This is a genomic window from Bradyrhizobium sp. RDI18 (assembly GCF_043203335.1).
Taxonomy (GTDB): domain Bacteria; phylum Pseudomonadota; class Alphaproteobacteria; order Rhizobiales; family Xanthobacteraceae; genus Bradyrhizobium; species Bradyrhizobium retamae.
The window spans coordinates 3,329,965-3,356,760 of record NZ_JBICRN010000008.1; the positions used below are offsets into that span (position 1 = coordinate 3,329,965).

Consider the following 26,796-nt stretch of genomic DNA (forward strand, 5'->3'; position numbering starts at 1 on the left):
GTTTGCAACTGAAGCGATTTTGCGAGCGTTCTCGAAAAGTCTGCTTCAGCCCAGAATGAACATTACCGAAGCGATGGCGAACGAAAGCTGCGCAATGATCCCGATCCCCACTCGCCGCTGTTCCCGATTTAATTCTTGCCGACCGTATCAAGCTTAACGAGCGAATTCTGTTGCTCTCAATCTTCGAGCGGATAGCGTACACGACGCCGGACAATTGTCCGGCTCAACGTGGCGCAGCCGTCGGGCGGCTTACAGTCAGTTTCGCCCGCCGCTCGGCGACTTCGCTAGCGTACGAGGCCGCTAACGAAACTGCGCGGAGACGGCTCCATGTTCACCGCAATTGACCCTCCTGAAACGCAAAGCTTAAAGCGAGCAGGCGCGGAATTCTGGCATCTTTGGACCGTGATACTTCCCAGGCGATCCATCACCGGCCGTCTCGTGCACGGACGCGTGTGGCGCCGACATGACGGCCGCCATTGGCAATACAAGAAATTCATCGAGTACGATGAGGATGGAGAATGATACCGAGTCCTCGAAACGATCGACGAGCAGTTTGCAGGGCAGGTATCGAGAGAGGCGCGCTGCTGTTCTTCAAGGGGCAGCCCGGCGCGCGCGGCTGCAAGGTCATTGACATCTCGGACTGTGGTGCAAAACTTCGGACACACAATCTATCGGTACTGCCGAGCACCTTCGAGCTGACCTTCGACAATTTTGAGACTATCCGAAGGTGCCGCCTAGTTTGGCGGGATGGCGAATTGCTCGGCATCGCTTTCGAAAATTAAAGGCTATGCCTCATCACATCCAATGAGCTGCGCGTCCAACTAGGCGGACGCCAAGAGCCGGTCCATCCAGCAGCCGGCGTGCAGTCCGTCAGCAATGGGCTGCGCGCTTGAATAAGCGACTAAGGATTGTGAGACTTCGTCGGCCCTACATCGCTCGACGGCTGATTGAGAATCTGCAATCTACGCTCGAGCTCGGCCTTTTTGGCCTTCAGCTTCAAGCTGAGGACATCTTGCATCAGCTCGCGGAGCTTAAACAGCTCATCGATCGTCATAGTTTCCCATTCGCTGTTCATGACGCGCCCCCACAATCATGAGTCGAAACGACTATCGATTGTAATGAGGAGTTCTATGATTCGATAGAGGGCCAATGCCCGGTATTCGGCAACGGCCCGACTATTCCATTCCATCGAGCTCGCGAACATTCCATAGCGAAACTGCCAGGATGATAAGAGATGGCATCCACGCGAGCGTGGCTCCAAATGCTACGGCTTGCAAAGTGGTCATGGATCGCTCCCAATTCCCCACTCACGAACCTAACTGCTCGTAATTAAATTGTAGTTGACAGCTCAAATCTTGGCGTGCCGATGCCGATATCAAGGCATTTATGCGGTGCGAACAGTTGGCCGCTTGGTGCGACTTTCCTCGTGATTGTGTGTGCGATGCAGCGAACGGAAAATCACATTGGCGAGATGCGTCGCTCGCAAGTTGCGCAGGCGCTGCGATCTGCAGATCAGCGAACTCTCATTTGCCTCCAAACGATAGGACGCTGCAAACGATCCGCCGAATAATATTGGCTGGTCACCCGCCAGCGGATGAGCCTCAAAGTTTTTTATGCGACGCCTGACCGTCCATGCACCGTCCATGCAAGCACAACTGATCGGCGGCTCCGGCAGGCTTTGCAGCCAGCAACCGGCAGACTGAATCCCGTGCTGTTTGTGATCTGTCGCAGCTTCAAACGCGAACTGGATATTATCCAATGACGGCGTGGATCTAAGTCGACACTCGCAAGCCGCTGTCGGGGAACAAGGTACATCTCAAGCTGTTCGCAAACGCGGAGGTAGCGAAGCGTGGTTCGAACGGTACAACCCAGAAGCGTTGCGTTTGCATTAGGTTTTAGAGTTAGCCTTATCGGGCGGCGGCTTATCGTCTATTGACCGCCTTCTTAATTCTGAAATCCTCGATACGCCTACCCGAGCGCAACTGCGCTACCAGCCAAAGCGGCTGCTTGCCACGTCCGGCCCAAGTCTCAGACGGCTGATCAGGATTGCGATATTTCGGGGGTACCGCGGGGTAGGCCCGGCGCCCTGACACTGGGGCTTCCAACAGCTTCAGACGCTCTTCTAACTGCAGCTTTTCCGCCTGGATTCTTTGCTGCAACAATTGAGAGACCTCAACATGCAGCGACCAAAGGTCGTCGGTACTCATCCGTTCGAGATCGATTCGTTTCATGACTAACTCCATCATCATTTTCTCATGCACGGGCTTCCGTTATTTCTCCGTTATTTTAATAATAAACCAAACGTTTGCTTTCGGAATAAAGTGGGGTAAAAAGCGTAGTGAGCATCTTGTAAAGTAAAATCGCGGCCAAAATGCTCACAGGAGGTTCCGGTTGTGGAACCGCCCGCTGAAGCCAGAACTTTGTTTAGTTATTGGTGCATTTTGTTTTTAGTTATGTAGGGGTTGAGTTATGCCAAAGCGCAGCCGCGACATAGAATTACTTTGTCAAAATAATGATCTAAGAGTAAGATATAAAGAGCTAATTCGCTTGCGAGCGGAAGTCGCCGGCTTGCTCTTTCCTTTGAAAAGATCGCTACCTCGCAAACATAGGATTGGCCGCAGCAATCGGTCGGCAGCACGAGCGGTACAGCGAAGCAAGCGGCCGGCGTCCTGTGCACCCATCCTGCTACTAATGCCAGGGCGTAGTGCTACATAGACCGCACTATGCCATGGTCATTCGTGAAGGTCTCCGCTCCGGCGCCCAGTCGGCTGCTATTGGGTCGCATACGGCCCTACAGTCTGCCTTGGGTACCTGAAGCCGCCCGTTCAACTTCACGCTGACGCCTAATTCGGCCTCCGCCATTAGCACGGCGCGCCGTTCATGCCGGCGAGAAGCCAAGGCGTTCTCGTTGCCTGGCTTTCCGACCTCAGTTTCACCTCGTCTCTCGAATTCTGCGGAATTGCGTTTTGTTGGTCGGCATCGGCCCAGAACGAACTGCATCAGCGATCTGCCCCTCCGCGACACCGTGCGAACACCTGGGCTTGGAGAAAATCGTCGTAGAGGCTCTATAGGCCGCACCGGCGACTGGCAGGTGTTTAGGTGCCGCCGGGGATTTAAGCGGCTCAGTTTAAGACGAAGATGCCGCCAGACAAGTATTTTAATACCGGTGTTTTTTGACAGAGCAGCGGGCGCATTATTGTCCGGAGGCGATGAGAATCTCCGAGGTATTTTCCGACTTATGTGAACCTGAATACGGACTGTCACGACCTAGAAAGAATAGCCTGATATTGTCAGGTGTGTGCGGGCGTAGGGGTAGAACATGAAACAGCCGGTTGAAGTACGGACACATCGTCTTTTGCAAATCTCGACCGATCTTCACAACCGAATGGCTGAAGTTCAGAAACTCAGAGAAATGGTGCGATCAGCGGAGGCGGTAAAGCGCGGCCAAGAGCCGGTCCATCCAGCAGCCGCCCTGCCTCCCGTCAGCAATGAGCTGCGCGTCTGAATAAGTGACTAGCGATTGCGAGACTTCGGCGGCCCTACATCGCTCGATGGCTGATTGAGAATCTACGCTTGAGCTCGGCTCTTTTTTGGCCTTCAGCTTCGCGCAGAGGACGTCTTGCATCAGTCCGCGGAGCGCAAACAATTCATCGATCGTCATAGATTCCCAGGTGAGACCTCCAATCACTCTTCATGATGCGGCTCTCACGATCATGAGTAGATCGATTCGAGATATGATCGGGAGAGCTGCGAGGTGTAGAGGGCGTGACGAGCGGAATAGGTAGATTACCAGCTACTCCATCTCCTCCCGCTCAGGAGCGTTCCATAGCGATGCTGCCAGAATGATAAGAGAAGGCGTCCACGCTAACATGGCTCCGAACGCCATGGCTTGCAAAGTGGTCATTGATTGCTCCCAACTCACCACTCACCAACCTATCAATCTAAACTTAATTCGGAGTTGAAAGTTCCATTTGCGCAATCGGTAGCCGCCACAAGCTTTTGTGCGATGCGGCGCCGGGCGCAGTTCTGACCTTTTCTAGGCCGTCCAGATCGGCAGTCCCTGTCGCGTCTTCGCGACCGCGGTTGCCGCGGACGGGCACGACGAATTGCCATGCGCTTGTCGTCGTTGTCGGTACAGGTCGCAGACCGAACGATGTCGATCTCGCCGCGCTCACGCGCTCGCCGAAACCTTCGTCCACAACCTCGGCAGCCGCCTCCGGTGCGTGAAGTGTGCTTGGTCGGCATCCATCTGGGCTGATGACGTTCGACCAGCCGTGGAGAACACGGAGTGGTCGGGCCATGGGCGCTCGACGGACTGCGATCAGGTTGTTAAGCCCGCCTCCGCAAGGAGATTTGAGTCGAGACATGACCGTTGCGATCGAGATGGGGCACACGACGGCAGGTGCCCCGGCGACTCTGGACCTTGAGGAACTGTTGGCGACTCGCCTGCTGGTGCAGGGCAATTCGGGCTCCGGCAAATCCCATCTGCTGCGCCGGCTGCTGGAACAGAGTGCCCTCTGGGTGCAGCAGACCATCATCGACCCCGAAGGCGACTTCGTGGCGCTTTCCGAGCGTTTCGGCCACCTCCTGATCGATGCCGAGCACCATACCGAGCGGGGTCTGCAGGTCGCCGGCGAGCGAGCGCGCATCCATCGCGTCTCCACCGTGCTCAATCTCGAGGGGCTCGACGCCGAGAACCAGATGCGGCGCGCCGCTGCCTTCCTCGGCGGGCTTTTCGAGGTCGCCCGCGACCATTGGTACCCGATGTTGGTAGTGGTGGATGAGGCGCAGCTCTTCGCGCCGGCAGTCGCCGGCGAGGTTTCGGACGAGGCGCGCAAACTCTCGCTTGGCGCCATGACGAACCTGATGTGCCGTGGCCGCAAACGCGGGCTTGCGGGGATCATCGCCACCCAGCGACTGGCGAAGCTCGCCAAGAACGTCGCGGCCGAGGCGTCCAATTTTCTCATGGGCCGAACCTTTCTGGATATCGACATGGCGCGCGCCGCCGACCTTCTGGGCATGGAGCGCCGACAGGCAGAGGCCTTCCGGGATCTGGAACGCGGGCAATTCATGGCACTGGGACCGGCCCTCTCCCGCCGTCCGCTGGGGCTGCGCATCGGTCCAACGGAGACCACGCCGCGCAACGCGACCCCGCGCTTGCTGCCTTTGCCGGAAGCGACAGTGGACGCACGCGCCATCATCCTGGCAGCACCGCCGCCCGAGAATAATCGGCCCCAGCGCCGGTCGCCGCCAGACCTCCTCGGCCAGCTCATGGCGGCGAAGTCAGCGGCGCTGGAGACCCGTCCCGAAGCGGCGGAGCAGCCGCTCGGCGCTGAGGAACTGGCGGAGCGGCGTGGGCGAGTGGACCGTATCCTGCGCGCCGTCATGGCGGAACCCGAGGCCGGATTCCGTGCCATCGGCGTCCTCTATCAGGAGTTCGTGGTCCGCTGCCGAATTGAGGGCCTCGGTTCGGCCGTGCCGGACCTGGGTGACTTCCGTCGCATGCTGACGCGCGCCCGCGCCGGGCTCGGCTCCGATATGGCAGAGGATGACGGGTGGCAGGATGTCTCGGTACGCGCCTCACTTCTGCCGGAGGATATGCAGGGCGTCTTCATGATGATCGCCCGCGCCGCGAAAGAAGGTTGGCCCTGCCCGGGCGATGCTGCGATTGCGCGCGCCTATGGCTCACATTCGTTGCGTCGTGCACGGCGTCTGCTGACCTACATCGAGGAGCAGGGTCTCATCGTTTGCCAGCTCGACGGTGCCGGTCGGCGGATCGTGACGCTCGTCGAACTGGCCTGGGCGACGGCACCGGGCGACCCCAATGCCGAGGAACTGCCGGCAGAGCAAGACTGCAGCAGTTCGGCTCCATGACGCGGCGGCCGAGCGCGCACTCAGATAATACCACGCATCAAGCCTGTCTGCAGCAGAGGACTGCCACAGGGCTCTGTCGAGCAAGACCAAACGAGGTAACTTGATAATGGCGCCCGTCTCGCTCCGAGGTATATGATTCGCGAAAGTCGCTGAGCGTTGCGCTACAGTTCCTTTGACGAGTCCGCGCGGTCGTCGCCGACCGCTTTTCGCATATCTCGCTGAAAAGGAGTTCTGGGCTTGAGCGTTGCCTTCACCAGGGAAGACAGTGCCGAAACTGCGTCGGAGACTTTGCTTACCGACCGCCCGATTTCACCTCATCCGAACCTTGTTACGGAAGCGGGATTAAAGGCACTGGAATTTCAGCTCCAACAGGCTCGCGAGGCGTACGAGACCGCGCAGAAGATCGAAGACGTGAATGAACGCAGGCGGCAAGCAGCAGCTCCCTTGCGTGATGCACGCTACTTTGCGGCGAGAGTTCGGACGGCTCAGGTCATCCCCAAGCCGACGTCAACTGACACTGTCGCCTTTGGGAGCACGGTGACGTTCAGGCGAGACGATGGGCGCGTACAGAAATATCGCATTGTGGGAGAGGACGAAGCGGAGCCTAAGGCCGGTTCTATTTCCTTCGTATCACCAGTGGCAAGGCTTCTGATGGGCAAAGCTGTTGGGGATGTCGTCGGCGCATCCGGTCAGGAGCTTGAGATCATTGCGATCTCGTAGCATGCCCGCACCCAGCGCCGCGCCATTGCCAACACGCGCTCGGCTGCCTCGGTGGAACACTCCGCGCCCCGGCCCGTTCTCTTCCATTACAAAGAGGAAGGAATTGTCACATGATGAAAATCGCTATTACGGTGGCGGCTGCCGCAGCGGTGCTGACGACTGCTCCGCTTGTCACTCCGGTAAAGGCCCAAGGCGTCGACGTTCAGGTCGGGCGGGACCGCGATTACGACAGGGACCAACGCCGACGGTACGACTCCGACACCACAGTAGGCGTCGGCCCAGGCGGTGTCACCATCGGTACAGGACGACGCTGTCGTACCGTGACCACCACAGTTGAAAGAGACGATGGCCGCATGATCAAGCGCAAGGAGCGCCGCTGCGACTAAAAAGCAGCGGAGCTGACGTCCGGACTCTGACCATAGCTCAACTCGGAGCGGGCACCGAGTGATGACGCTTGCGTCGCCATCACCTTGTGCGCCGGCGTTCTCCGATCGGCGTATTCCGTTTACAACCAAGCATTGGCATTGTTGTCGCAACGAACCTCGTAAGGCGCGTTGGAGAACAGAGCCCTCGCTGCGGGGCGATGTCCTCTCCGATCAAGTCTTGGCCTTCTGATCCGAGGCCGCCTCGCGGGCCAGTCGCTCTGCTTTCAATCGCTCCCGGTTTGCATGGAGCGCCTGTTGGGCGCGTTGATACTCGGAAAGTGCTACTTTGGCGTCCGCGTCTCTGAAGACCTTTCGAGCTTCCCGTTCGGCCGCGGTGGGCGTCCTCCGCTCGGATATGCGATCGCTCATTTGCTCCTCCTTCGGTCGCAAACGGTCCTGGCGCCAAGTGGTGCGCACATCAGGACCGCCAACCTAGGTGGTAGGTTTTCCTCCGGCTTGAATTTTGGGGGTGTAGGTGCCAGAGGCAGGGATTCGACGCCTGACGAACCCGTTGGTTCCATTCTGTCTTGGCGGCTTCAAGTCGCATGGCCGGTGCCCCCGAACGGCTGAGCGCTCCTTGACAGTCGTAAGGCTGAGCCATCGGTCGATGCCAGGCTAATACCGCAAAAGAAAGTCGGCGCGAACGGGCGCGGCGGCTGATGGCGGCACATCAAGCCGCACGGCGACGCCCCCAAGCTGCGGACTCGGGGGCGGATAAAGCTTCATCACGAGCGGATCGTGCCCTGGAACGATATGGCTTTCGTCCGGCGCAAGTGCCAGCAGGCGGTCGAAGCCCTCCAGCATTTCGCCGATGTGGAGCGCGGTCGTAAACGGACGTTCAGCAGCCATGTTCTCGTAAAAATGGCTGACATCGGAGGCGAGTACGACAAATCCTCGGCGGGTCTTGACCCGAACGAATTGAAGCCCGGCGGAATGGCCGCCGGCCGCGTGTATCGTAAGCCCGGGAGCGAGCTCGGCATCGCCATCATAGAACAAGACGCGCCGCGCATAGTTCAGCCGTACAATCCCGCAGATGTCATCGACCTCGAATGAATGCGATAACCTCGGATATCGCATAAAGCGCCCCGTGGCATACGTCAGTTCGCGCTCCTGCAGATGGAATCGCGCGTTGGGGAAGCGGTCGAAATTACCGACATGGTCGTAGTGCAAATGTGTCAGGATGACATCCTCGACCTCGGTCGCATTGATGCCGAACGCGCCGAGCGTCTCCACCGGGCAGCGCAGGAACGTCCTCTTTCGTTTGTTCGACACTTCCGCGTTGAACCCGGTATCGATGACGAAGATACGACCTCCGCCCCTCGCCACCCACATGAAATAGTCCATTGGCATCGGCCCATCATGCGGATCGCCACCGATGAAATGCTCGCTCCGCCGCGCATCGCGAGTAGCATAACGGATGGCAAAGAGTTCGTATTCCTGCTCGGCCATGGTCAGGATTTCGTTTCAACTTCGTTGAACGCTTCCCGCGCGTTTCGGAACGCATCTATCCCTGATGGAATGCCGCAATACACGGCGACCTGAAGCAGAATCTCCTTGATCTCGTCCTTGGTGAGGCCGTTCTTCAGCGCTCCCTTGACATGCAGCTTCAGTTCGTGAGGCCGGTTCAGCGCTCCCAACATCGCCAGATTGACGATGCTGCGGGTGCGGCGGTCGAGTCCTGGTCGCGTCCACAACGCCCCCCAGCAAAACTCGGTCGACCACTCCGCCATCGTCCGGGTGAATTCGTCAGCGCCTGCGATGGATTTGTTGACGTACTCTTCGCCAAGCACTTCCTTGCGGACCTTCAATCCCTTGTCGAACAACTCCGTCATCATCGGTTCCTTCCATTGTCTGAGTACGGTCTTTCAAGCAGCGCGGCTCAGCCATGCGCCCTCATCAGGCTCGAGACGTCGGCCAGCGTGTCGAGACGCCAAACGTCGTCGATAATGCGATCGATATCCCAATCGCTTCCGCCCAGCCGCGCGCAATCGCGCAACTTCGCTTCGATATCGCCATCCGACAACGGGTCGGCAAGACTACCCTTTGCAGCCATCACAATCTCGCTAAACGTCTCTCCGGACGTCAGTTGGATCGTGACGCGGGCGGCGCCATCCGGAAGTGAAGCGTCAAGCACCGCCTCTACCTTCTGACGCAGGGCCGCGATGTCGGGCCGAAATACGATCGCGTCCGAGAATTCGGCGACACCGGCGGCACCCAGCAAGAGCGCGCAGGCGGCGCAATGATGAATGCTGACGCGTGCGTCGCGTTCGTTGCGAACCGGACGGTCGCCGCGCGCCAGCAGGAGCGCAGAGCCCTGCACCGTGATGAGGCCGATATCATCGACACGCCGGTGCAATTCTGCCCGCAACTTGCAGCAGGCATCGATCATGGCATGGAATACGATTCCCGCCGGATAGGGCTTGTAGGTATTCTTCGCGATCTCCCAAGTCTTGCCGAGACCGCCCGTCAGACGCCCTACATCGGGTTCGTCTCCCATGGCGCGAGCCCAGCCGAGCCGCCCTTCAATGGCCCGCGGCGAAGCGGAATAGCCCTCGGCTGCAAGCAACGCCGCGAACAGGCCATTGCGCGCCGCATTGCCTACGCTGACATTCTTGGCCGCGGTCGGGAGATTTTCGACAATCCCCGCGGACTGGCTGGCCGCAATTCCGATCGCATCTGCGATCTGGCCCGCCGAAAGCCCGAACAACCAGGCACAGGCTGCGGCGGCGCCAAACACCCCGCAGGTCGATGTGATATGCCAGCCACGCGCATAATGTCCCGGAGATACTGCGTTGCCGACGCGGCATTCGACTTCCACGCCGAGAATGAATGCCGTGAGAACGGCTTGCCCCGAAAATCCTCGCGCTTGCGCCAACGCCAGCACGGGCGCCGCGACCGGCGCCGCTGGATGAATAATCGTATCGAGATGGGTATCGTCGAAATCGAGCAGATTGGCCGAAATGGCGTTGACGAACGCCGCGCCCATCGCATCGAGCCGTTCCCGACGGCCGATGATCGCGGATGTCGCAGCGCCGCTGAATGGCAATAGCGTCCGCACCGCGCCGGTAACGGCAGGATCATTCGCCGACCCTAGCGCGGTCGCGAAGAAATTCAGGATCGAGCGCTTCGCCTCGTGACTTTGCGCCGCGACATCCGTCCACGCGATGCTGGCAACGAAATCGGCGAGCGTTGTGCTGGCGCCTTGCGCTTCATCTTGCCGCACGGAGCGAATTCCTCGGACTCGTTTTTCCGACCCTATTCCGGCGCACCGCGGCGTGTCGATAGGAATCTTATGCTTGACAGATTGACTGACAATCCGGACATTCGACGAAACGCGGCCGGAGAGCCCTGCCGCAACAAGAACAATGAACACCCGCCCTAAGGCGGTGCGACAGGGAGCGAGACGATGGCGGGAGAGACGATCGGCTTCGTGGGAACGGGCCGCATGGGCGGGCCGATGGCCGGGCGACTGATGGATGCCGGCTATGCCCTGTGCGTCTACGACACACAGAGTGAGGCCAGCAAGCCGCTCGTCGAGCGCGGGGCGCGCCTTGCAAAATCGCCTGCCGAGGTTGCCTCATCCGCAGATATCGTGCTCGCGAGCCTGCCGACCCCCGACATCGTCAAGGCCGTCGCGCTGGGGCCTGACGGAATCATTGCGGGAAACCGCGCCCGCATCGTGATCGACCTGTCCACCAGTGGCCCCGGTGCGGCCAAGCTGATCGCAGAAGGATTCAAATCCAGAAACCTGACGCTGGTGGATGCTCCGGTCAGCGGCGGCATCAAGGGCGCGGTGAACGGCACCCTTGCGGTCATGGTGTCATGTCCCAAGGACACCTATGAGACGGTGCAGCCGATCTTAAAACACTTCGGAAAGCTGTTTTATACCGGCGACAAGCCTGGCACGGCGCAGACCGCAAAGCTCGCCAACAATCTGATGGCGGCGGCCGCCCTGGTGATCACGTCGGAAGCGGTTGCGATGGGCGTCAAGGGCGGTGTCAACGCCAAGGTGCTGATCGACATCATCAATGCCAGCAGCGGCCGCAATAGCGCATCCGAAGACAAGTTCCCCCGCGCCGTGCTTCCCGGCACGTTCGATTTCGGCTTCACCACCGGCCTTTCTTACAAGGACGTGCGGCTTTGCATCGATGAGGCCGAGGCCATGGGTGTGCCGATGGTGTGCGGATCCGTGGTTCGGCAGATGCTTGCCATCACCAACGCCAAATATGGCGCGTCGTCCGATTTCACGTCGATCGCGAAGGTCCTTGAAGAGTGGGCCGGCGTGGAAATGCGCGGCTAAGATTCGGGAAAGCCGAGCGAGGAACGATTGCAATGACAATCGGGTCGAGCGGATCGAACGAGACGCCTCTGGCGCGGCAACTGGCCCGCGCTTCGCTCGCCGTCGATTTCGTCCGATTCGAGGAAAGCGTCGCTGCCAAGGCCAAGATTTGCCTTCTGGACTTTCTTTCCTGCGCATTCGAGGCGCGTCATCATCCGTGGGGCCGTCAGGCGATCGGCATCGCACGCCACACCGAGAACGGCGCAACCATCATCGGGACAAGCAAGCTTGCGACACCGGGCGACGCGGCCTTTGCCAACGCGACGCTCGGCCATGGCTTGGTGCGCGAAGACATGCACGCCGCCAGCATCTGCCATCATGGCGTGGTGATCTGGCCGACGCTGCTCGCCCTGTCGGAACGAACGCCGCTGTCTGGCGCCACCCTGCTCGCCGCCGCGATCGTCGGCTATGAGGCTGGCGCGCAGATCGGGCGAGCCCTCTTCAACGCCGATCTGGCACGCCTCTATCGGCCGACCGGCCTGATCGCACCGCTGGGAGCAGCCCTCGCGGGAAGCCGTGCCCTGGGTCTCACCGAAGATGCTGCGACGAGCGCGGTTTCGATTGCCGCCAATACATCGTCCGGCCTGAACGAGTGGCCGCATGCCGGCGGCTCGGAGATGTATTTCCATCCGGGCTTTGCCGCCCGCAACGCCATCACGGCGATTGAACTGGCGGAAGCCGGCGCCTGTGCCTCGGAAACCATCCTCGAAGGCGAAGCTGGACTGTTTGCGGCCTACCGACGCCAGGCCGCGCCTGCCGGCATTCCGTTGTTTGCAGGCTCGGAGCCGGAAATCATGGCGGTCTACAACAAACCGGTGCCTGCCTGCAATTTTGCGCAAACCGCCGCGCAGGCAGCGTTGCGAGCGGCTCGTGAACTTAAGAATCCGGAAGAGATCGAGGCGGTTTCGATCCTCATTCCCGAAGCCGCGTCGCGCTATCCCGGCTGCGATTCCGGGGGCCTTACCGGAATGCGCTGCAAGCCAAGATGAGCATTCCCTTCAGCGTCGCCGCGGTACTTGCCCGCGGCGCCATCGAAGAGAACAATTACGCAGAGATCACTGATCCCAGAATCCTGCGTCTGGTCGAGCGCACCGATCTGCAATGCGATTCCAGTTTCACGGCCGCCTTCCCGGCGCAGCAGGGCGCCGAAGTCTCAATCGGCCTGCGTAATGGAAAGACGATCCGGCAACGCCTCGACAATGTCATAGCGGCCACATCGCAGGAAATCCGCACCCGCTTTCGGCAGGCCGCCGCTGACGCCATCGGCGGCAATCGCGCACGTGGTCTGGAGGAGCTTGTCGACGGCTGCGAACGGCTCCCAGACAGCGGCGTCATCGCCAAGCAGTGCCGGCTTGAACCAGCGGAGCGGCTGCTCCGGCCAGCATCATGACGATTGAGAACAAGAAAATGGGGATGCGATGAACAAACCAGAGCCGATGATGCCGGCAGCAAGCTCACGACCCACATCCTCCCGTGTGATGCGAGGTGAGCGGTGACCGCAGCGCTGGAAGGCTTTCTGCAGGCCTTGACCGCCGGCCTTCTGATCGGTGCGGTCTATGGCCTGATGTGTGTCGGGCTCGGCCTGATTTTCGGCGTCATGCGGGTCATCAACTTCGCCCAGGGCGATTTCATGATGCTCGGCATGTATGCGGCGTTCTATTTCTTCACCGCGCTCGGCGTGCAGGCCACTTTCGGCAACGCCTTTGGGCCGTTCGTGGCGATTCTCCTTGCCGGTCCAGTGCTCGCGGTGTTCGGTTACGCGATTCATCTCGTCCTGATCTCGCGCGTATCGGGCACGCGCACCACCTCCCTCGAGGGTGAAGGTCACTACGCCCAGCTCATTCTGACGCTCGGCATCGCGCTGATCCTGCAGAACGGCGGCCTGATCGTGTTCGGTTCGGTGCTGGCATCGATCCGTACGCCGCTATCGAGCTCGGCCTGGGAGCTCGGGCCGCTGTTCAATGACATCAGTGTCTTCGTCAACAAGGCGCGCGGCATCGATGCCGTGGTCTCGCTGGTAACGATGATACTGCTGACCCTATTGATCACGCGATCGCGGCTCGGAAAGTCGCTGCGGGCCGCAGCCGACAATCCCACGGCGGCAACCTACATGGGGATTGACGTCGATCGCGCGCACCGCGTTGCCTTCGCGCTCGGCACAGGCATTACCGCGATTGCCGGCGGCCTGCTCGCCACCAACTATCCCTTTCATCCCTTTGTCGGCGTCGAATACGTCATCGTCATGTATGCCGGCGTCGTGCTCGGCGGCATGGGCAGCATCATCGGCGCCTTCTGGGGCGGCATGACCATCGGCCTGGTGCAGCAGATGTCGACGCTGGTGCTGCCGACGCAACTGCAGAACGCGGCGATCTTCGCCGTCTTCCTCCTGATCATCTTCTTTCGTCCGCAAGGCTTCTTCGGACGCATGGTCGAGAGGACGTGACGATGCAGAACCTGCGATCGCTCCTCCCCATTCTGATCTTCACAGCGCTCTATGCCGCGCTGTCGCTGAGCGTCACCAATTCGTACTACCAACTGGTGATGACATTGGTGCCGGTGTGGGCGGTGTTCGGCCTGTCCTGGAATCTGCTCAGCGGATACACTGGTCTGATCTCGTTCGGCCACGCGGCGTTCTTCGGAATTGGCGCCTACACCACCGCGCTCGGTCAGATCTATTTCGATCTTTCGCCGTGGATGCTGATCCCGATTGCAGCCATGCTCGGCGGCATCGCCGGGTTCCTGATCGGATTTCCGACATTCCGGCTGTCGGGACACTACTTCGCGCTGGCGATGCTCGCCTATCCGCTCGCCATTCTCTACGTGTTCGAATGGCTCGGCTTCCAGGAAGTCACGTTGCCGATCAAGCGCGACAATCCGATCGCCTACATGCAATTTGCCGATCCCCGTCTCTACACGTTGCTGGCGCTCGCCATGATGCTGGCGACGATCCTGCTCACCCGAGTGATCGAAAAATCACGGTTCGGCATGGCGCTGCTGGCGATCAAGCAGAACGAAGCCGCGGCCGAGGCCGCTGGCATCAACACGCTGGCCTGGAAGCTGCGCGCCATCACCCTGAGCGGAGCGATTGCCGGGGCAATCGGCGGGTTCTATGCCGTCGTGCTGCTGGTGGTGACCCCGCAATCGGTGTTCGGCATGCTGGTTTCCGCGCAGGCGCTGACGGTCGCCATGTTCGGTGGGGTCGGAACGGTCTGGGGACCGGTGATCGGTTCCGTGATCCTGATCCCGCTTGCCGAAACGCTCAACGCCGAGGCGGGCTCGCGCTTTCCCGGCATTCAAGGCGTGATCTTCGGCCTTGCGATCATATCCGTCATCCTGGTTGCGCCAGAAGGACTGTTCTGGAAACTGCGCGATTTCTTCCGGAAGCGAGTGACCTCACCCGCTGTAGCGAGCCCAAGCGCGCCAGTTCAGCCTGCTGCCGCCATGGCCAATCCGTCCCGTCCGGAACGATCCAGGGGCGCGGGCGAAGTGGTGCTCGACGTCCGCAACCTGTCGCGGTCCTTTGGCGGGCTGAAAGCCGTCCAGAACGTCAGCTTCAAACTACGGCGCAACGAGATCCTTGGAATCATCGGCCCGAACGGCGCCGGAAAGACCACACTGTTCAACCTGCTGAACGGATTCCTGCGACCCGGCACCGGCGAGATTCTCCTCGACGGGCGCGACATGTCAGGCCGCAAGCCGCACGAGCTCTGCGAGGCCGGTATCGGCCGGACCTTCCAGATCATGCGTCCGTTCTTGCGTATGTCGATTTCGGACAATGTCGTGGTGGGCGCCTATGTCCGCGCCAGGACGGACGCCGAAGCGAGGCGGCTGGCGACCGAGGCGATCGCGCGTGTCGGTCTGTCCGACATTGCCGACCGCATTGCCGGTGAGCTCACGACCAAGGATCTACGGTTGATGGAATTGGCCCGCGCGCTCGCCGGGCAGCCTCGAATCCTGCTACTCGACGAAACACTGGCAGGCCTCGGGCATGACGAAGCCAACGAGGTCGTGGCGGTGATCCAGCGTCTCGCCCGCGACGGCATGACGATCGCGATCATTGAGCACACCATGCAGGCCATGGTCCGCCTGGTCGACAGCTTCCTCGTTCTCGACCACGGCGCCGTCATTGTGGAGGGCGAGCCGGAAGCCGTCACGCGCGACAGCCGCGTCATCGAGGCCTATCTCGGCAAGAAGTGGGTGGCCCATGCTCCACATTGAAGGGCTGACCGCCGGCTATTCGGCCATTCCGGTTCTGAACGGCGTCTCGATCAAGGTCGAACACGGCCAGTTCGTCGCCATCGTCGGCCCGAACGGCGCCGGCAAGACCACGCTGTTCAAGACGATCTCCGGAATCGTGCGGCCGAGCGCTGGTACGATTACCTTCGAGGGGACCGACCTGTTGTCGGTCCATCCCGCGCGTCGTCCCCATCTCGGCATCGCGCATGTTCCCGAAGGCCGCCAGGTTTTTCCCTCGCTCACCGTGATGGAAAATCTGGAAATGGGCGCGATGACCGAAGCAGGCCACCGCGACTGGAAGCGCAACATCGAGCGCATCTTCGAATGGCTGCCCGTGCTCGCCGAGCGCCGCGATCAGTTCGCGGGAACATTGTCAGGCGGACAGCAGCAAATGCTAGCGATCGGCCGGGGATTGGCGTCTTCGCCAAAACTTCTGATGCTGGATGAACCTTCGATGGGCCTCGCGCCCACGGTGGCCGATTTCATTTTCGAACGGCTGATCGAGATTCGTCGGCAGTCGAAGCTGACAATCCTGCTGGTCGAACAGCGCGTGGCGGAAGCACTGGAATCTGCCGATCACGGCTACGTCCTCGAAGCCGGCCGCGTCGCGCTCGAAGGCAACAATGAAACCTTGCGCGCGGACGACCGCGTGCGCAAGGCCTATCTCGGCATGTGACAACGATCAACAATCCATTGGGAGGAAAAATGAGCCAGCAAAGAGAAGCCAACAAGGCATCCAAAAAGTCGCTCACGCGCCGGACCGTGCTTTCCGGCGCGGCCGCCATGGGACTATCGACGATCGCGCGGGCGCAGGCGCCGGCCGAGGTCAAGGTCGGCCTGATCGTGCCGCTTTCCGGCATCTATACCCGCCCCGGCCAAGTCATGCGCATGGGCGCGGAGATGGGCGTCGAGCACATCAATGTACAGGGCGGCATCAAGTCGCTCGGCGGCGCCAAGCTCAAGCTGGTCGTGATCGATTGCGGCGATACCACCGAAAAGGCCAAGAACGCCGCGCAGCGCATGGTGGCGCAGGAACCCGATCTGGTCGCCGCGACCGGATCATATCTCAGTTCCTTCACGCTGGCAGTGACCGAAGTCACCGAGCGCGCCGAACTGCCGATGCTCACGCTCTCTTATTCGGATCTGCTCACCGAGCGTGGCTTCAAATACATCTTCCAGACCGCGGCACCCGCGAGCCGGCAGTCGGAACTAGGCCTGCCCGAGCTGATGAAGCTCGCCGAGAACGCATCGGGCAAGCGTCCGAAGAAGGTCGCGATGCTGATGGACAATACGGCGACGTCGGTTGCGACCGCGAAGGCGCTGAAGGAGAAGATCTTCGCGCAGGAAGGCCTTCAGTTGATCCTCGAGGAAGTCTGGACACCGCCGCTTTCCGACGCCACGCCGCTGATCCAGAAGGTCAGGTCGGCCCGTCCCGACCTGCTGCTCTTCATGCCCAATGCAGTATCCGACGCCAAACTCGGTCTTGAGAAAATCAACGAGTTCGGGCTGGGCCAGGGCAAGATTCCCACCGTCTCGTTCTCGATCACGATCGCCGAACCCGACATGCTGCAAAGTGTCAGCCCCGAAGTCGTCCAGGGCATCATGACGGTTGTCGCGAACTGGGGTTCGAAGGGCCATGAGGAGCTGATCGCCGAGCTCAAGGCCAAGTACAAGGAGCCCTGGATGACGCAGAACGTCATCTCGACCTATGGCGACATGTGGCTGATGAAGCTGGCGCTCGAGAAGGCCGCCAAGGCCGATCGACGCGCGGTTGCGGAAGCGTTCCGGACAATGGATGGCGGTCCTTCGAAACACTATCCCGGCGGCCAGTTGAAGTTCGACGAAAAGGGCCGTCGCGTCGGCGCCGGCGTGGTGGTCGTGCAGTGGCACTCGGGTGTACCCGTCACCGTCTATCCGCCTGATCTCGCGCAGGCAGCGCCCTTCTGGCCAAAGAAGTCTTCCTGATCTGAACAAGCCTCTCGGAGATTTTCAAGGAGTCATTGTCATGAGCAAGATTACGCGACGAACGCTGCTTGCCGGCGCCTCGATCGGACTAATGGCGCCCCGTGCGTGGGCGCAAGCACCATCTGAAGTAAAAGTTGGATTGCTGGTGCCGGTCTCCGGCCTCTATGCACGGCCGGGACTCGTGATGCGTCATGGGGCCGAGATGGCCGTGGAGCACATCAACGCGCAGGGCGGCGTGAAGTCGCTCGGCGGCGCCAAGCTTAAGCTGGTCGTGCTCGATTCCGGCGACACCACGGAAAAGGCGAAGAACGCGGCGCAGCGCATGGTGGCGCAGGAGCCAGACCTGGTGGCGGCGAGCGGCGCTTATCTGAGTTCGTTTACGCTCGCGGTCACCGAAGTGACGGAGCGGGCCAATCTACCGGTCCTCACCCTCTCCTACTCCGATCTGATCACCGATCGCGGCTTCAAATACGTCTTCCAGACGTCTGCGACCGCCGGCTCGCAGGCCAAGCAGGCCCTGCCGCAAATCGTGAAGCTTGCGGAGGCCGCTTCCGGCAAGAAGCCCAAGACGGTTGCGATCGTCACCGACAATACCGGCGCGTCGGTCGCCTCGGCGAAATCGATGCGGGAAGGCCTGCTTGCCGAAAACGGGCTGCAACTGGTCGTCGACGAAACCTTCACCCCGCCGCTCGCCGACGCTACTTCGCTGGTTCAAAAGGTCAGAGCGGCAAGGCCCGACCTGCTCTTCTTCCTGCCGACCGTGATTTCCGACGCAAAACTGCTGCTCGAGAAGATGAACGAGTTTGGCTTGGGACAAGGCAAGATCCCGACCATTTCGTTCGGCATCGCCATCGCCGAGCCCGACATGCTGCAGACCGTCAGCCCGGAATTGCTGCAGGGCGTGCTCACCTGCGTCGCTAGCTGGGGCGCCAAGGGGCACGAGGCGTTGATCGCCGAGCTCAAATCCCGCTACAAGGAACCGTGGATGACGCAGAACGCGATCTCCACCTACGGCGACATGTGGATCATCAAGGACGCGTTGGAGAAGGCCGGCAAGGCCGACCGGGTCGCGGTCGCCGACGCGTTACGCTCCATGGACGGCGGCCCCTCGAAATATTATCCGCTCGGCGAGATCAAATTCGACGAAAAGGGCCGCCGTGTCGGCGCCGGCATGACCATCGTGCAGTGGCAGTCCGGCGTACCCGTCACCGTCTTCCCGCCGCAACTTGCCTTGGCCCAACCGTTCTGGCCCAAGAACTAGGCCACCCAAACCACAATGATCTGGAAATCGTCATGGACAAAGCAACCTACGACCGCGGACTCAAAATTCGCAAAAGCGTTCTCGGTGATGAATTCGTCGACAAAGCCATTGCGACGGCCGATGATTTCAATCGTCCGATGCAGGACCTCACGACGGAGTACTGCTGGGGCTATGTGTGGGGCCGTGACGGCCTTTCGCACAAGACCCGCAGTTTCCTCAACCTCGCAATGCTATGCGCGCTCAATCGCCCGCACGAGCTCAAGACCCACGTTCGGGGCGCGCTGACCAACGGAGCCACGCGCGAGGAAATACGCGAGGTGTTCATGCAGGTCGCAATCTATTGCGGCGTTCCGGCCGGCGTCGACGCCTTTCGTAATGCGCGGGAAGTCTTCGCCGAGCTGGATCAGAAGAAGCAACTGGAGCCGCAACCGCGATGCTGAAGGGAAGGCGGGCACTCGTGACCGGCGCGACGGCAGGACTGGGACTTGCCGTGGCGGAAAGCCTTGCCGGAGCGGGCGCCAACATCATCCTTCATGATCTCGTCGAACCGAAAGCGACGGCGGATCAGCTTCGGTCTCGCTTTGATGTCGAGGTGACGAGCGTTGCCGCGGACCTGTCGCAGCGCGCATCCATCGAAGCTATGATGGCCGATTTGCTCGGACTGGGCGCGATTGACATCCTGGTGAACAATGCGGTGGCCCGGCATTTCGCGCCGGTCGAGAACTTCGCACCGGAGCGATGGGACGAAGCGCTGGCCGTCAATCTGTCGGCGCCGTTTCACCTTATCCGTCTGGCATTACCTGCGATGAAGGCACGCAATTGGGGCCGCATCATCAACATGGCCTCGATCTACTCGACCCGCGCCGTTGCCGACCGCATCGACTACGTGACGACCAAGACCGCCGTCCTCGGCATGACCCGGGCTGTCGCAGTCGAGACGGCAACGAGCGGAATCACCTGCAACGCGATCAGCCCGGGCACCCTCCCGACGCCGGCGATCCAGCGAAAGATTGCATCGATTGCAGCCGACCAAGGCCGGGCCGTTGACGAGACGACGCGCGACTATCTGGCGGCGCGCCAGCCCAGCGGACGGTTCATCGCTATGGAAAGCGTCGGAGCGATGGTTGTTTTCCTCTCCAGCCCGGCTGGACAGGACATCACCGGCGCGACCCTGCCGATAGATGGAGGCTGGGCCGCCGCATGAGCACAAACGTCCGATTGCGGAGATGATGATTCTGCCCGTAAATCTCTATTGAACCAATGCCGGTACCAGGGCGGTAGACGATGAACAAACGCGGTGAACTGCAATTCACGCTTCGAATCGAGGACGTTCCGACCGTTCGCTCGATGGTCGCGCAAAAGCTGCGCGAAGCGATCATGTCGGGAAGGCTGAAGCCGGGCCAGCGCCTGGTCGAACGGGAGCTTTGCGAGATGATGGGCGTGAGCCGGCCGTCCATCCGCGAGGCGCTCCGGGTGCTGGAGGCGGATGGTCTCGTCAATACGGTCCCTCACCGCGGTCCGGTGGTCAGCACCATCAGTCTCGAGGAAGCAAAGCAATTATACGCGGCGCGCGCCGTACTCGAAGGATTTGCCGGCCGTGAATGCGCCCGTCTCCGCGATCCGAACGTGGTGCGCAGAATCGGGGAAGCGCTGGCGCGGCTGAAGGCGGCATTCGCCGAGGGCGACTTGACCGCCGCCCTGGAAGCCAAGACGGATTTTTATGCGGCAATGATCGGCGGCTGCCAGAACGCCTTCATCGAGCGAATGCTCAGACCGCTGCACGACCGCATTACGCTGCTGCGAATTACTTCGATGTCGCATCCGAAACGTATCAACAAGAGCCTGCGCGAAGTAACCGCGATCTGGCGTGCGATCCAGAATGGCGATCCGGATCTCGCCGAGCAGTGTTGCGTCGACCACGTCAAGGCGGCCGCAGTGGCCGCGCTCAGCATGATCGAGCAATCATCCGCTCAAAAGGAAAAGGCAGTGGCGGAGGAATAGCCGGTCCCAGCCAAGGCTTCTCGACAGACGGACGGCAGATAGGAAATTGCAATGAAGTTCTTCAAAACGATGTTGCTGTTGCTGTTGTCGTTGCAGGCGCCGCCGGCTTTCGCGCAGGAATACCCGAACCGGCCGATCACCCTCGTCGTTCCGTTCTCGGCCGGCGGACCCGGCGACGTGATCGCGCGGCTGCTTGGAACATCGATGAGCGCGACGCTGAAGCAGTCTATTGTCATCGAGAACGTCGTTGGCGCCGGCGGCACGCTCGGCACCAATCGCGTCGCCAAGGCAGCGCCGGACGGCTACACGCTGCTGCTGATGCATGTCGGCCAGGCGACCGCACCGGCGCTCTATGCCAAACTGCCGTTCGATCCGATCGGCGATTTCGCGCCAGTCGGTCTCGTCACCGACGTTCCGATGCTGCTGGTGGCGCGAGCGAATTTTCCAGCAAAGGACCTGAAGGAACTTATCGCCTATGTGCGTGCTCAAGGCGACAAGGTCACCTACGGTAATGTGGGCCTCGGCTCCGCCTCGCATCTTTGCGGGCTGATGTTCATGAACGCGATCGATGCAAAGCTCACCCCGATCTATTACAAGGGCGGCGGACCGGCGCTCAACGACATCATCGCCGGTCACATCGACGTCTATTGCGATCCTGCAACCGGGCCGACGCCCCATATCCAGGCCGGTACCATTCCGGGTTATGCGATTACCAGCAAGAAACGGGCTGCTACTCTGCCGAACGTGCCAACCTCGGCAGAGGCCGGCGTACCGGCGTTCGACGTTACCACCTGGTACGGAATGTACGCGCCGCGCAACACGCCCAAGCCCATCGTGGATGCGCTAGTCGCCGCCTTGCAAAAGGCGCTCAAGGATCCGCCGCTGGTCAACCGCTTCGCCGAGCTGAGCATGACGCCGGTCGAGCAGGAGCAGGCCACACCGGCGGCGCTCGATGCCTTCCTTCGGGCAGAAACTGCCAAATGGTCGCGCATCATCAAGCAAGCAGGTATTGAGCCCCAATGACCCAACTCCCTTCAGCCTTCAATCGCAGATCAGGCCGGCTCATCATGCAAAACGGCTAGGCCGCATCGCAAAGACATTGGCGCCCTATCGCGCGTCATCGAGAACTACCGGGCGGGGCGCCGAGGATGCGAAGCAAATCGGGATCGTTCTAGAGGGTGTGAGCGCCAATCCCGAGGCACCCGAGCGCGTAGACGCCAATCGCAATCCCGCCGACAGCCCAATATCCCGTGGCGATTCCGCCAGCCCCGAGGCCCAGCGCCAGCGCCATTCCACCAACGCTCACGATGCCGAGGCTGATGCCGCCGAACGCCACCAAGCCCATCGCAGCCCCACCAAATGCGGCGAAGCCGACCGCGATATTGCCCACCGCAATGATGCCGCGGGCAGGCCTGAAGCCGACAAGCCACGTCGGGCCGAGCATGACGTGGATGAGCGGCAGACCGAGCAGAATTGTCTGTGACTTGTATTCATAGAAGTACGGCGGCCGTCCTGCCCACGCACCGCTCGCCGCCGTTGCGGAACTTTCGTTCCTGCAAAGGCCTGCCGCATTCTGGACAGGCCGTCGCTTGTTGGCTGATCTCCCGGCCACAATCCGCGCACCGTACCAAAGTCATCTTGGCATCTCCCGCATTCCTGATGTGCAGGTTCGCCCCATTTCTCAAATCGGAGCTGAATCAGTTCCACATATGGACGGCGATAAGCCAGCCCGTGCGTTCGCGCGCGAATATATTCAGCTAGTTGCCGTTGTAGGGACCACCGCCGCCGAGTCCCCGAAGTGCCCAGCGGCCCGACGCGACCAGAGAGGCATCCTTCGCGAACACGTCACCAAGATCGACGACATAGTCGCGAAAGCCTTGCGCACGGATATCGGCGAAGAACGCGCAGATCGCCTCCGCGCCGACGACGGTCGATCGTCCGGACGGCACGATCCGGGCGTCCGGGGTGTAGAAGCGGGCCAGATCGGCGACCTTGCCCGAGTTGAATGTGTGAGCCCACTCATCGACGATGGCTTGCGTCTGTGCGGTACACCAGCGCTATTCCTCGCGGAACGCTCTATTGATCTGATCCCGCAGCGGCTTGACGAGGTAGGAGATGACCGTTCGCTCCCCAGTTTGGATAAATGCCTCGGCCGGCATCCCCGGCACCAGCGCGAGCTTGCCGAGCCGCGCGAGCTCCTGCGGCGGCACGGCAATGCGAACGACATAGTAGGATAATCCGCTCTTTTGATCTTGCGTCAGATCGGCGGCAATACGGCTTACCTCGCCGTTCAGCTCCGGTGTGGTTCGCTGATTGAAGGCCGACATCCGCAAAACCGCTTTCTGGCCCAGCCAGAATCTGGTCGATATCCTGCGGCTGTATCTGCGCTTCCAGCGCCAGCCTGTCGCCATCAGGCACGATCAGCATGATCGTATCGGCCGGAGAAATCACGCCACCCACCGTATGAACTGCAAGCTCGTGCACCAAGCCGCTTTGCGGCGCGACGAGATCGATGCGCTTCAGTTGGTCCTCAGCCGAAACCTTGCGCTCGACGTACTCGGCCGTTTGCGATTCGATCTCACGGAGGCTGTTGGCCACTTCGCTGCGAAGGTCCTGATCGATCTGGATGATCTGAAGCCGTGTCTCTGCAATCTTGCCGCCGGACTGGGCCTGCGCCGCAGCAAGCCGGCCGCGCTCGCCGTCAAGGTTGGTGCCTTCGCGCTCCAGCGCCATCATGCGCTGGATCGGCACGAGGCCATTGTCCCAGAGTTCACGCACCCCCTTGAGCTCGCGCTCAATCAGCGCGATGCCTCGCACCTTCGCATCTTCCTGGGAAATCAGGCCACGTATTTCCTTCTCGTACTGAAGGATGCGTTCGCGCAACTGCGCTTTCTGACCGAGCCGAGCTTCACGGCGAAGCTCGAACAGTTTGCGTTCCCCCGCCAAGAGCTGCGCGACGTCGCTATCGCCGGCGCGCACCATCAACGCCGCCGGAAACGAGATCGCCGGCGCCTCATCGCGCTCTGCTTCCAGCCGCGCGCGGCGCACGGCAAATTCATCCAGCCGCTTGGTGACGATGGCGAGGTTGGAACGCGTTTGCGTCGCATCCAGCCGCATTACGACGTCACCCGCGGTGACGCGCTGGCCCTCGCGCACCAGGATTTCGCCAACCACACCGCCAGTTGGATGCTGCACCTTCTTCACATTGGAATCGACGACGAAGTGCCCGGTCGCGACCACCGCGCCAGCCAGATTTGTCGCCGCTGCCCATCCGCCGATCCCTGCCACGAGGAACAGACTTGCGAGGCCACCGACGAGAAGATGGTGCCGGATCGAACGCGCGAGGACGACATGATCAGCGTTCGACATTGATGTCATCCGTATATTGGTCGGGCGATCTGCCTGTACCCGGTTCGGTGGCCGCCGTCGCGACGACGCGGAACGGAGCGGTGGAGCGGAAACCGGCCGAATAGCCGGCAGCCGTCGTCATCGTTGCCGGTGGAGGATTTGCAGCCTTCAGGGCGCGTGACAGCACCTCGTCACGTGGTCCAAAGGCCTTCATTCTTCCTGCTTCGATGACGGCCACGAGGTCCACCACACCGAGCGCGCTGGGACGATGAGCAACGACAACGACGATACCCCTGCGCTCACGCACGGACATCATTGCCTGGACGACGGCCTTCTCGCCTTCCGCATCGAGGTTCGCGTTGGGCTCGTCGAGTACGACGAGAAATGGATCACCGTAAAGCGCGCGGGCGAGACCGATGCGCTGCCGTTGCCCTGCCGACAAGGCCGAGCCCGCCTCCCCGATACGGGTCTCATAGCCGCGGTCAAAGCGGAGAATGAGATCGTGTGCGCCCGCCGCACGGGCCGCAGCGACGATGGCGCCGGCATCGGCATCAGTTTCAAAACGCGAGATGTTTTCGGCGATGGTACCGTCGAACAGTTCGACGCTCTGTGGCAGATAGCCGACGTGACGACCCAGTTCTTCCCGGTCCCATTGATCGAAGCCGGCGCCATCGATGCGCACCTTGCCGCTTGCCGGCGCCCAGACGCCGACCAGCGCGCGCGCGAGTGTGGACTTTCCACTGCCGCTCGGGCCGATGATGCCAAGCGCGCTTCCCGCCGGCAGCACAAAATTGACGCCCGTAACGGTTGGCTTCTTCTCGCCGGGTGGAGTGATGCTCATCGCTTCGGCGCGCAACTCGCGCTGCGGCTTCGGCAGCACCATGATCGCAGGCGTCTCAGGTATTAGCGCGAACAGTTCCTTAAGCCCGCTCCAGCTCTGCCGCGCCATCAGGAAAGGCTTCCAGCTTGCAATCGCGAGATCGACCGGTGCCAGCGCGCGGCCCATCATGATCGAACTCGCGATCATGACGCCGGCGCTCGTCTCCTGCCTCATGACCAGATAAAGCGCCAACCGCCAGCATGCCCGATTGCAGGATCATACGCAGCGATCTGGACACACCGCCGAGGCCGCCGGCGATGTCGCCGGCGCGCCGGTTTGCGGCGAGGTAATCCATATTCGCCTTTTGCCAGCGTTCCGCCACACGACCGCCAAGCCCCATGGCGCAAACCACTTCGGCATTGCGCCGGCCAGCCTCCATCAGCGCGTTGCGCGCCATGCCGTGCTGCATCGCCGCGCGCGTCGGTCCGCGCGACAGCGCATCTGTGACAACCGTGAGCGACACCAGCACGATCGCGCCCACAAGCGCAGTAATGCCGATCCAGAAATGGAAAAGGAAGCAAATACCGAGATAGAGCGGCATCCATGGCAGATCGAAAAGTGCCGTCGGTCCCTGCCCGGAGAGGAAGCTGCGAACATTGTCGAGATCGCGCAGCGGCTGCAGGCCGTCGCCCGGCATCCGGGCTTCGAGTGGCAACCGGACGATCGCCTCATGCACGCGACCGGACAGTTTACGATCGACGGTCTCACCGATCCGCAGCAGTACGCGGCCGCGGATCACATCCAGCATCGATTGAAACGCGAACAGAACCGCAGCCAGCACCGCAAGCCCAACCAGCGTGGACAGACTGCGGCTCGCCAACACGCGATCATAGACCTGCAGCATGAACAGCGGCGACGTCAGCGCCAGGATATTGACCACGCCGCTGACCACCGCAATTCCGGCAAGCGCCGACGCCAGCGGCGACACGACCGCCGCAGCCATAGGCTGCGACGGCTTGCGATGCGGGATTTTGAGCACGGGCGGCTCTCAGACCAAAATATTGCCGCAGAGAATCAGGTTGGCAATGTCGGTTCCGACATAGCCGTCCAACTGGAGCGTGTTCGTGCCGTCGGTGATGGTGAGAACGCCGGTGTTGTCCCACCAGTTGCTGTGGTTGAGGAACAGATCGGCATAGCTCGAAATGCCTGTCACCGCCTGCAGATCGATAACGTCGTCATTTCCGGTATCGGTGCCGAAGTCAACGATGACGTCGTCGGCCCAGCCGTCGGCAAAGGTGAACGTATCATCGCCGAGATTACCGGTGAACGTGTCATTGCCGGCAAAGCTCAGCATGACGTCGTTGCCGACGGTGCCGTTCTGGATGGTGCCCTGCTCGGCGAAATAGCCATAGAGCGCATCCAGGCTGCCGTTCTGCGACAGATCGGCAATTGCAGCGTCAAAAGTCGGCGTCAGCGTTGCGCCGCTGAAACCGACCGACAGGCCTTCATCCTGCACCCACTGATCGGTGGACGACACGTAAGCGAGATTGCTGCCAAGCGTCAGCGTGGATACCGTGCCATCGACAACACCGGGCGCATAGCTGAAATCATTTCCGTTCACGATCACGGACGACTTGCCATTGTCCACGCCGCCGACGGTACGCGTTCCGGCATACCACTGGTCCGACACGTTCTTGACGGCGTTAAAGCCGCCCGTGCCGCGATACTCGAAATTGTCGACCCAGTTGTCCAGGAACGCGGGAAGGCTGCTGCTCGCGCTCGTGTAGTCCAATACCAATGCCATTCT

At 61.1% G+C, this 26,796-nt stretch carries 27 protein-coding genes and 2 pseudogenes; 17 read left to right on the forward strand and 12 right to left on the reverse strand.

Annotated elements, in window-relative coordinates:
• Window positions 1-327: 327 nt before the first annotated feature.
• Entirely contained in the window at window positions 328-522 is a 195-nt protein-coding gene (locus tag ACFXS9_RS24960; protein WP_275185206.1) for a hypothetical protein, read from the forward strand.
• Window positions 523-901: 379 nt separating this feature from the next.
• Here the strand turns inward: ACFXS9_RS24960 and ACFXS9_RS24965 are convergent, their stop codons facing one another.
• From ACFXS9_RS24965 to ACFXS9_RS24975, 3 genes are all read right to left on the reverse strand, one after another.
• Window positions 902-1,075: a hypothetical protein gene (locus ACFXS9_RS24965; protein ID WP_392693081.1), complete on the reverse strand. Its 174-nt coding sequence runs from the start codon at window positions 1,073-1,075 to the stop codon at window positions 902-904.
• Between the two features lie 309 nt (window positions 1,076-1,384).
• Window positions 1,385-1,759, reverse strand: a complete 375-nt coding sequence (locus tag ACFXS9_RS24970) for a hypothetical protein (protein ID WP_392693084.1) — start codon at window positions 1,757-1,759, stop codon at window positions 1,385-1,387.
• Window positions 1,760-1,922: 163 nt separating this feature from the next.
• The gene (locus ACFXS9_RS24975; protein WP_392693086.1) at window positions 1,923-2,231 is read right to left on the reverse strand and encodes an H-NS family nucleoid-associated regulatory protein; all 309 of its coding nucleotides are present in this window, start codon (window positions 2,229-2,231) and stop codon (window positions 1,923-1,925) included.
• 1,088 nt (window positions 2,232-3,319) lie between these two features.
• Here ACFXS9_RS24975 and ACFXS9_RS24980 point away from each other — a divergent pair.
• From ACFXS9_RS24980 to ACFXS9_RS24995, 4 genes are all read left to right on the forward strand, one after another.
• Window positions 3,320-3,505, forward strand: coding sequence for a hypothetical protein (locus tag ACFXS9_RS24980; RefSeq protein WP_392693089.1), 186 nt, complete (start codon window positions 3,320-3,322; stop codon window positions 3,503-3,505).
• An 860-nt stretch (window positions 3,506-4,365) separates the two neighbouring features.
• Window positions 4,366-5,874, forward strand: a complete 1,509-nt coding sequence (locus ACFXS9_RS24985) for a helicase HerA domain-containing protein (protein WP_392693092.1) — start codon at window positions 4,366-4,368, stop codon at window positions 5,872-5,874.
• A gap of 237 nt (window positions 5,875-6,111) precedes the next feature.
• Window positions 6,112-6,594, forward strand: a complete 483-nt coding sequence (greA, locus tag ACFXS9_RS24990; RefSeq protein WP_392693094.1) for a transcription elongation factor GreA — start codon at window positions 6,112-6,114, stop codon at window positions 6,592-6,594.
• A 110-nt stretch (window positions 6,595-6,704) separates the two neighbouring features.
• On the forward strand, window positions 6,705-6,980 hold the full coding sequence (locus ACFXS9_RS24995) for a hypothetical protein (RefSeq protein WP_392693097.1): 276 nt from the start codon (window positions 6,705-6,707) through the stop codon (window positions 6,978-6,980).
• A 210-nt stretch (window positions 6,981-7,190) separates the two neighbouring features.
• On the opposite strand, the gene ACFXS9_RS25000 is transcribed toward ACFXS9_RS24995, so the two are convergent.
• The 4 genes from ACFXS9_RS25000 to ACFXS9_RS25015 all read right to left on the reverse strand — a co-directional run bounded on the left by ACFXS9_RS25000 (window position 7,191) and on the right by ACFXS9_RS25015 (window position 10,242).
• A complete protein-coding gene (locus tag ACFXS9_RS25000; RefSeq protein WP_065749664.1) occupies window positions 7,191-7,388 on the reverse strand; it encodes a hypothetical protein in 198 nt (65 codons plus the stop codon).
• A 246-nt stretch (window positions 7,389-7,634) separates the two neighbouring features.
• Window positions 7,635-8,468 carry an N-acyl homoserine lactonase family protein gene (locus tag ACFXS9_RS25005; protein WP_392693099.1) on the reverse strand — a complete coding sequence of 278 codons (834 nt, stop codon included), beginning with the start codon at window positions 8,466-8,468 and terminating at the stop codon, window positions 7,635-7,637.
• Window positions 8,469-8,470: 2 nt separating this feature from the next.
• Window positions 8,471-8,854: a carboxymuconolactone decarboxylase family protein gene (locus tag ACFXS9_RS25010; protein ID WP_171582870.1), complete on the reverse strand. Its 384-nt coding sequence runs from the start codon at window positions 8,852-8,854 to the stop codon at window positions 8,471-8,473.
• A 44-nt stretch (window positions 8,855-8,898) separates the two neighbouring features.
• The gene (locus ACFXS9_RS25015) at window positions 8,899-10,242 is read right to left on the reverse strand and encodes an MmgE/PrpD family protein (RefSeq protein ID WP_392693102.1); all 1,344 of its coding nucleotides are present in this window, start codon (window positions 10,240-10,242) and stop codon (window positions 8,899-8,901) included.
• Between the two features lie 183 nt (window positions 10,243-10,425).
• Here ACFXS9_RS25015 and ACFXS9_RS25020 point away from each other — a divergent pair, with 183 nt between their 5' ends.
• From ACFXS9_RS25020 to ACFXS9_RS25075, 12 genes are all read left to right on the forward strand, one after another.
• Complete coding sequence (locus ACFXS9_RS25020; RefSeq protein ID WP_392693105.1) at window positions 10,426-11,319, forward strand: NAD(P)-dependent oxidoreductase; 894 nt, start codon at window positions 10,426-10,428, stop codon at window positions 11,317-11,319.
• A 32-nt stretch (window positions 11,320-11,351) separates the two neighbouring features.
• Complete coding sequence (locus tag ACFXS9_RS25025; RefSeq protein WP_392693108.1) at window positions 11,352-12,347, forward strand: MmgE/PrpD family protein; 996 nt, start codon at window positions 11,352-11,354, stop codon at window positions 12,345-12,347.
• On the forward strand, window positions 12,344-12,748 hold the full coding sequence (locus ACFXS9_RS25030; RefSeq protein ID WP_392693110.1) for a hypothetical protein: 405 nt from the start codon (window positions 12,344-12,346) through the stop codon (window positions 12,746-12,748). Before ACFXS9_RS25025 ends, ACFXS9_RS25030 begins: the two co-directional genes overlap by 4 nt.
• Before the next feature lie 102 nt (window positions 12,749-12,850).
• Window positions 12,851-13,801, forward strand: a complete 951-nt coding sequence (locus ACFXS9_RS25035) for a branched-chain amino acid ABC transporter permease (RefSeq protein WP_392693113.1) — start codon at window positions 12,851-12,853, stop codon at window positions 13,799-13,801.
• A gap of 2 nt (window positions 13,802-13,803) precedes the next feature.
• A complete protein-coding gene (locus ACFXS9_RS25040; protein WP_392693116.1) occupies window positions 13,804-15,576 on the forward strand; it encodes an ATP-binding cassette domain-containing protein in 1,773 nt (590 codons plus the stop codon).
• The gene (locus tag ACFXS9_RS25045; RefSeq protein ID WP_392693119.1) at window positions 15,563-16,270 is read left to right on the forward strand and encodes an ABC transporter ATP-binding protein; all 708 of its coding nucleotides are present in this window, start codon (window positions 15,563-15,565) and stop codon (window positions 16,268-16,270) included. The genes ACFXS9_RS25040 and ACFXS9_RS25045 overlap by 14 nt, the downstream gene beginning before the upstream one ends.
• A 29-nt stretch (window positions 16,271-16,299) precedes the next feature.
• Window positions 16,300-17,559, forward strand: a complete 1,260-nt coding sequence (locus ACFXS9_RS25050; RefSeq protein WP_392693121.1) for an ABC transporter substrate-binding protein — start codon at window positions 16,300-16,302, stop codon at window positions 17,557-17,559.
• 40 nt (window positions 17,560-17,599) lie between these two features.
• Window positions 17,600-18,820: an ABC transporter substrate-binding protein gene (locus ACFXS9_RS25055; RefSeq protein WP_392693123.1), complete on the forward strand. Its 1,221-nt coding sequence runs from the start codon at window positions 17,600-17,602 to the stop codon at window positions 18,818-18,820.
• A gap of 32 nt (window positions 18,821-18,852) precedes the next feature.
• Window positions 18,853-19,260 (forward strand): 4-carboxymuconolactone decarboxylase, encoded by a 408-nt coding sequence (pcaC, locus tag ACFXS9_RS25060; RefSeq protein WP_392693125.1) that lies wholly within the window; start codon window positions 18,853-18,855, stop codon window positions 19,258-19,260.
• On the forward strand, window positions 19,254-20,024 hold the full coding sequence (locus ACFXS9_RS25065; protein WP_392693128.1) for an SDR family oxidoreductase: 771 nt from the start codon (window positions 19,254-19,256) through the stop codon (window positions 20,022-20,024). Before pcaC ends, ACFXS9_RS25065 begins: the two co-directional genes overlap by 7 nt.
• A gap of 80 nt (window positions 20,025-20,104) precedes the next feature.
• On the forward strand, window positions 20,105-20,821 hold the full coding sequence (locus tag ACFXS9_RS25070) for a GntR family transcriptional regulator (protein ID WP_392693130.1): 717 nt from the start codon (window positions 20,105-20,107) through the stop codon (window positions 20,819-20,821).
• A 51-nt stretch (window positions 20,822-20,872) separates the two neighbouring features.
• A complete protein-coding gene (locus ACFXS9_RS25075) occupies window positions 20,873-21,844 on the forward strand; it encodes a tripartite tricarboxylate transporter substrate-binding protein (RefSeq protein WP_392693133.1) in 972 nt (323 codons plus the stop codon).
• A gap of 148 nt (window positions 21,845-21,992) precedes the next feature.
• Here ACFXS9_RS25075 and ACFXS9_RS25080 read toward each other — a convergent pair whose 3' ends face one another.
• The 5 genes and pseudogenes from ACFXS9_RS25080 to ACFXS9_RS25100 form a co-directional block, all read right to left on the reverse strand.
• Entirely contained in the window at window positions 21,993-22,265 is a 273-nt protein-coding gene (locus ACFXS9_RS25080) for a hypothetical protein (RefSeq protein WP_392693135.1), read from the reverse strand.
• Window positions 22,266-22,578: 313 nt separating this feature from the next.
• Window positions 22,579-22,851, reverse strand: coding sequence for a nuclear transport factor 2 family protein (locus ACFXS9_RS25085; RefSeq protein WP_392700002.1), 273 nt, complete (start codon window positions 22,849-22,851; stop codon window positions 22,579-22,581).
• A gap of 27 nt (window positions 22,852-22,878) precedes the next feature.
• A pseudogene (locus ACFXS9_RS25090) lies at window positions 22,879-24,190 on the reverse strand (HlyD family type I secretion periplasmic adaptor subunit).
• Window positions 24,177-25,992, reverse strand: a pseudogene (locus ACFXS9_RS25095) (type I secretion system permease/ATPase). The pseudogenes ACFXS9_RS25090 and ACFXS9_RS25095 overlap by 14 nt, the downstream one beginning before the upstream one ends.
• 45 nt (window positions 25,993-26,037) lie before the next feature.
• Window positions 26,038-26,793 (reverse strand): hypothetical protein, encoded by a 756-nt coding sequence (locus tag ACFXS9_RS25100; RefSeq protein WP_392693138.1) that lies wholly within the window; start codon window positions 26,791-26,793, stop codon window positions 26,038-26,040.
• Window positions 26,794-26,796 lie beyond the last annotated feature (3 nt).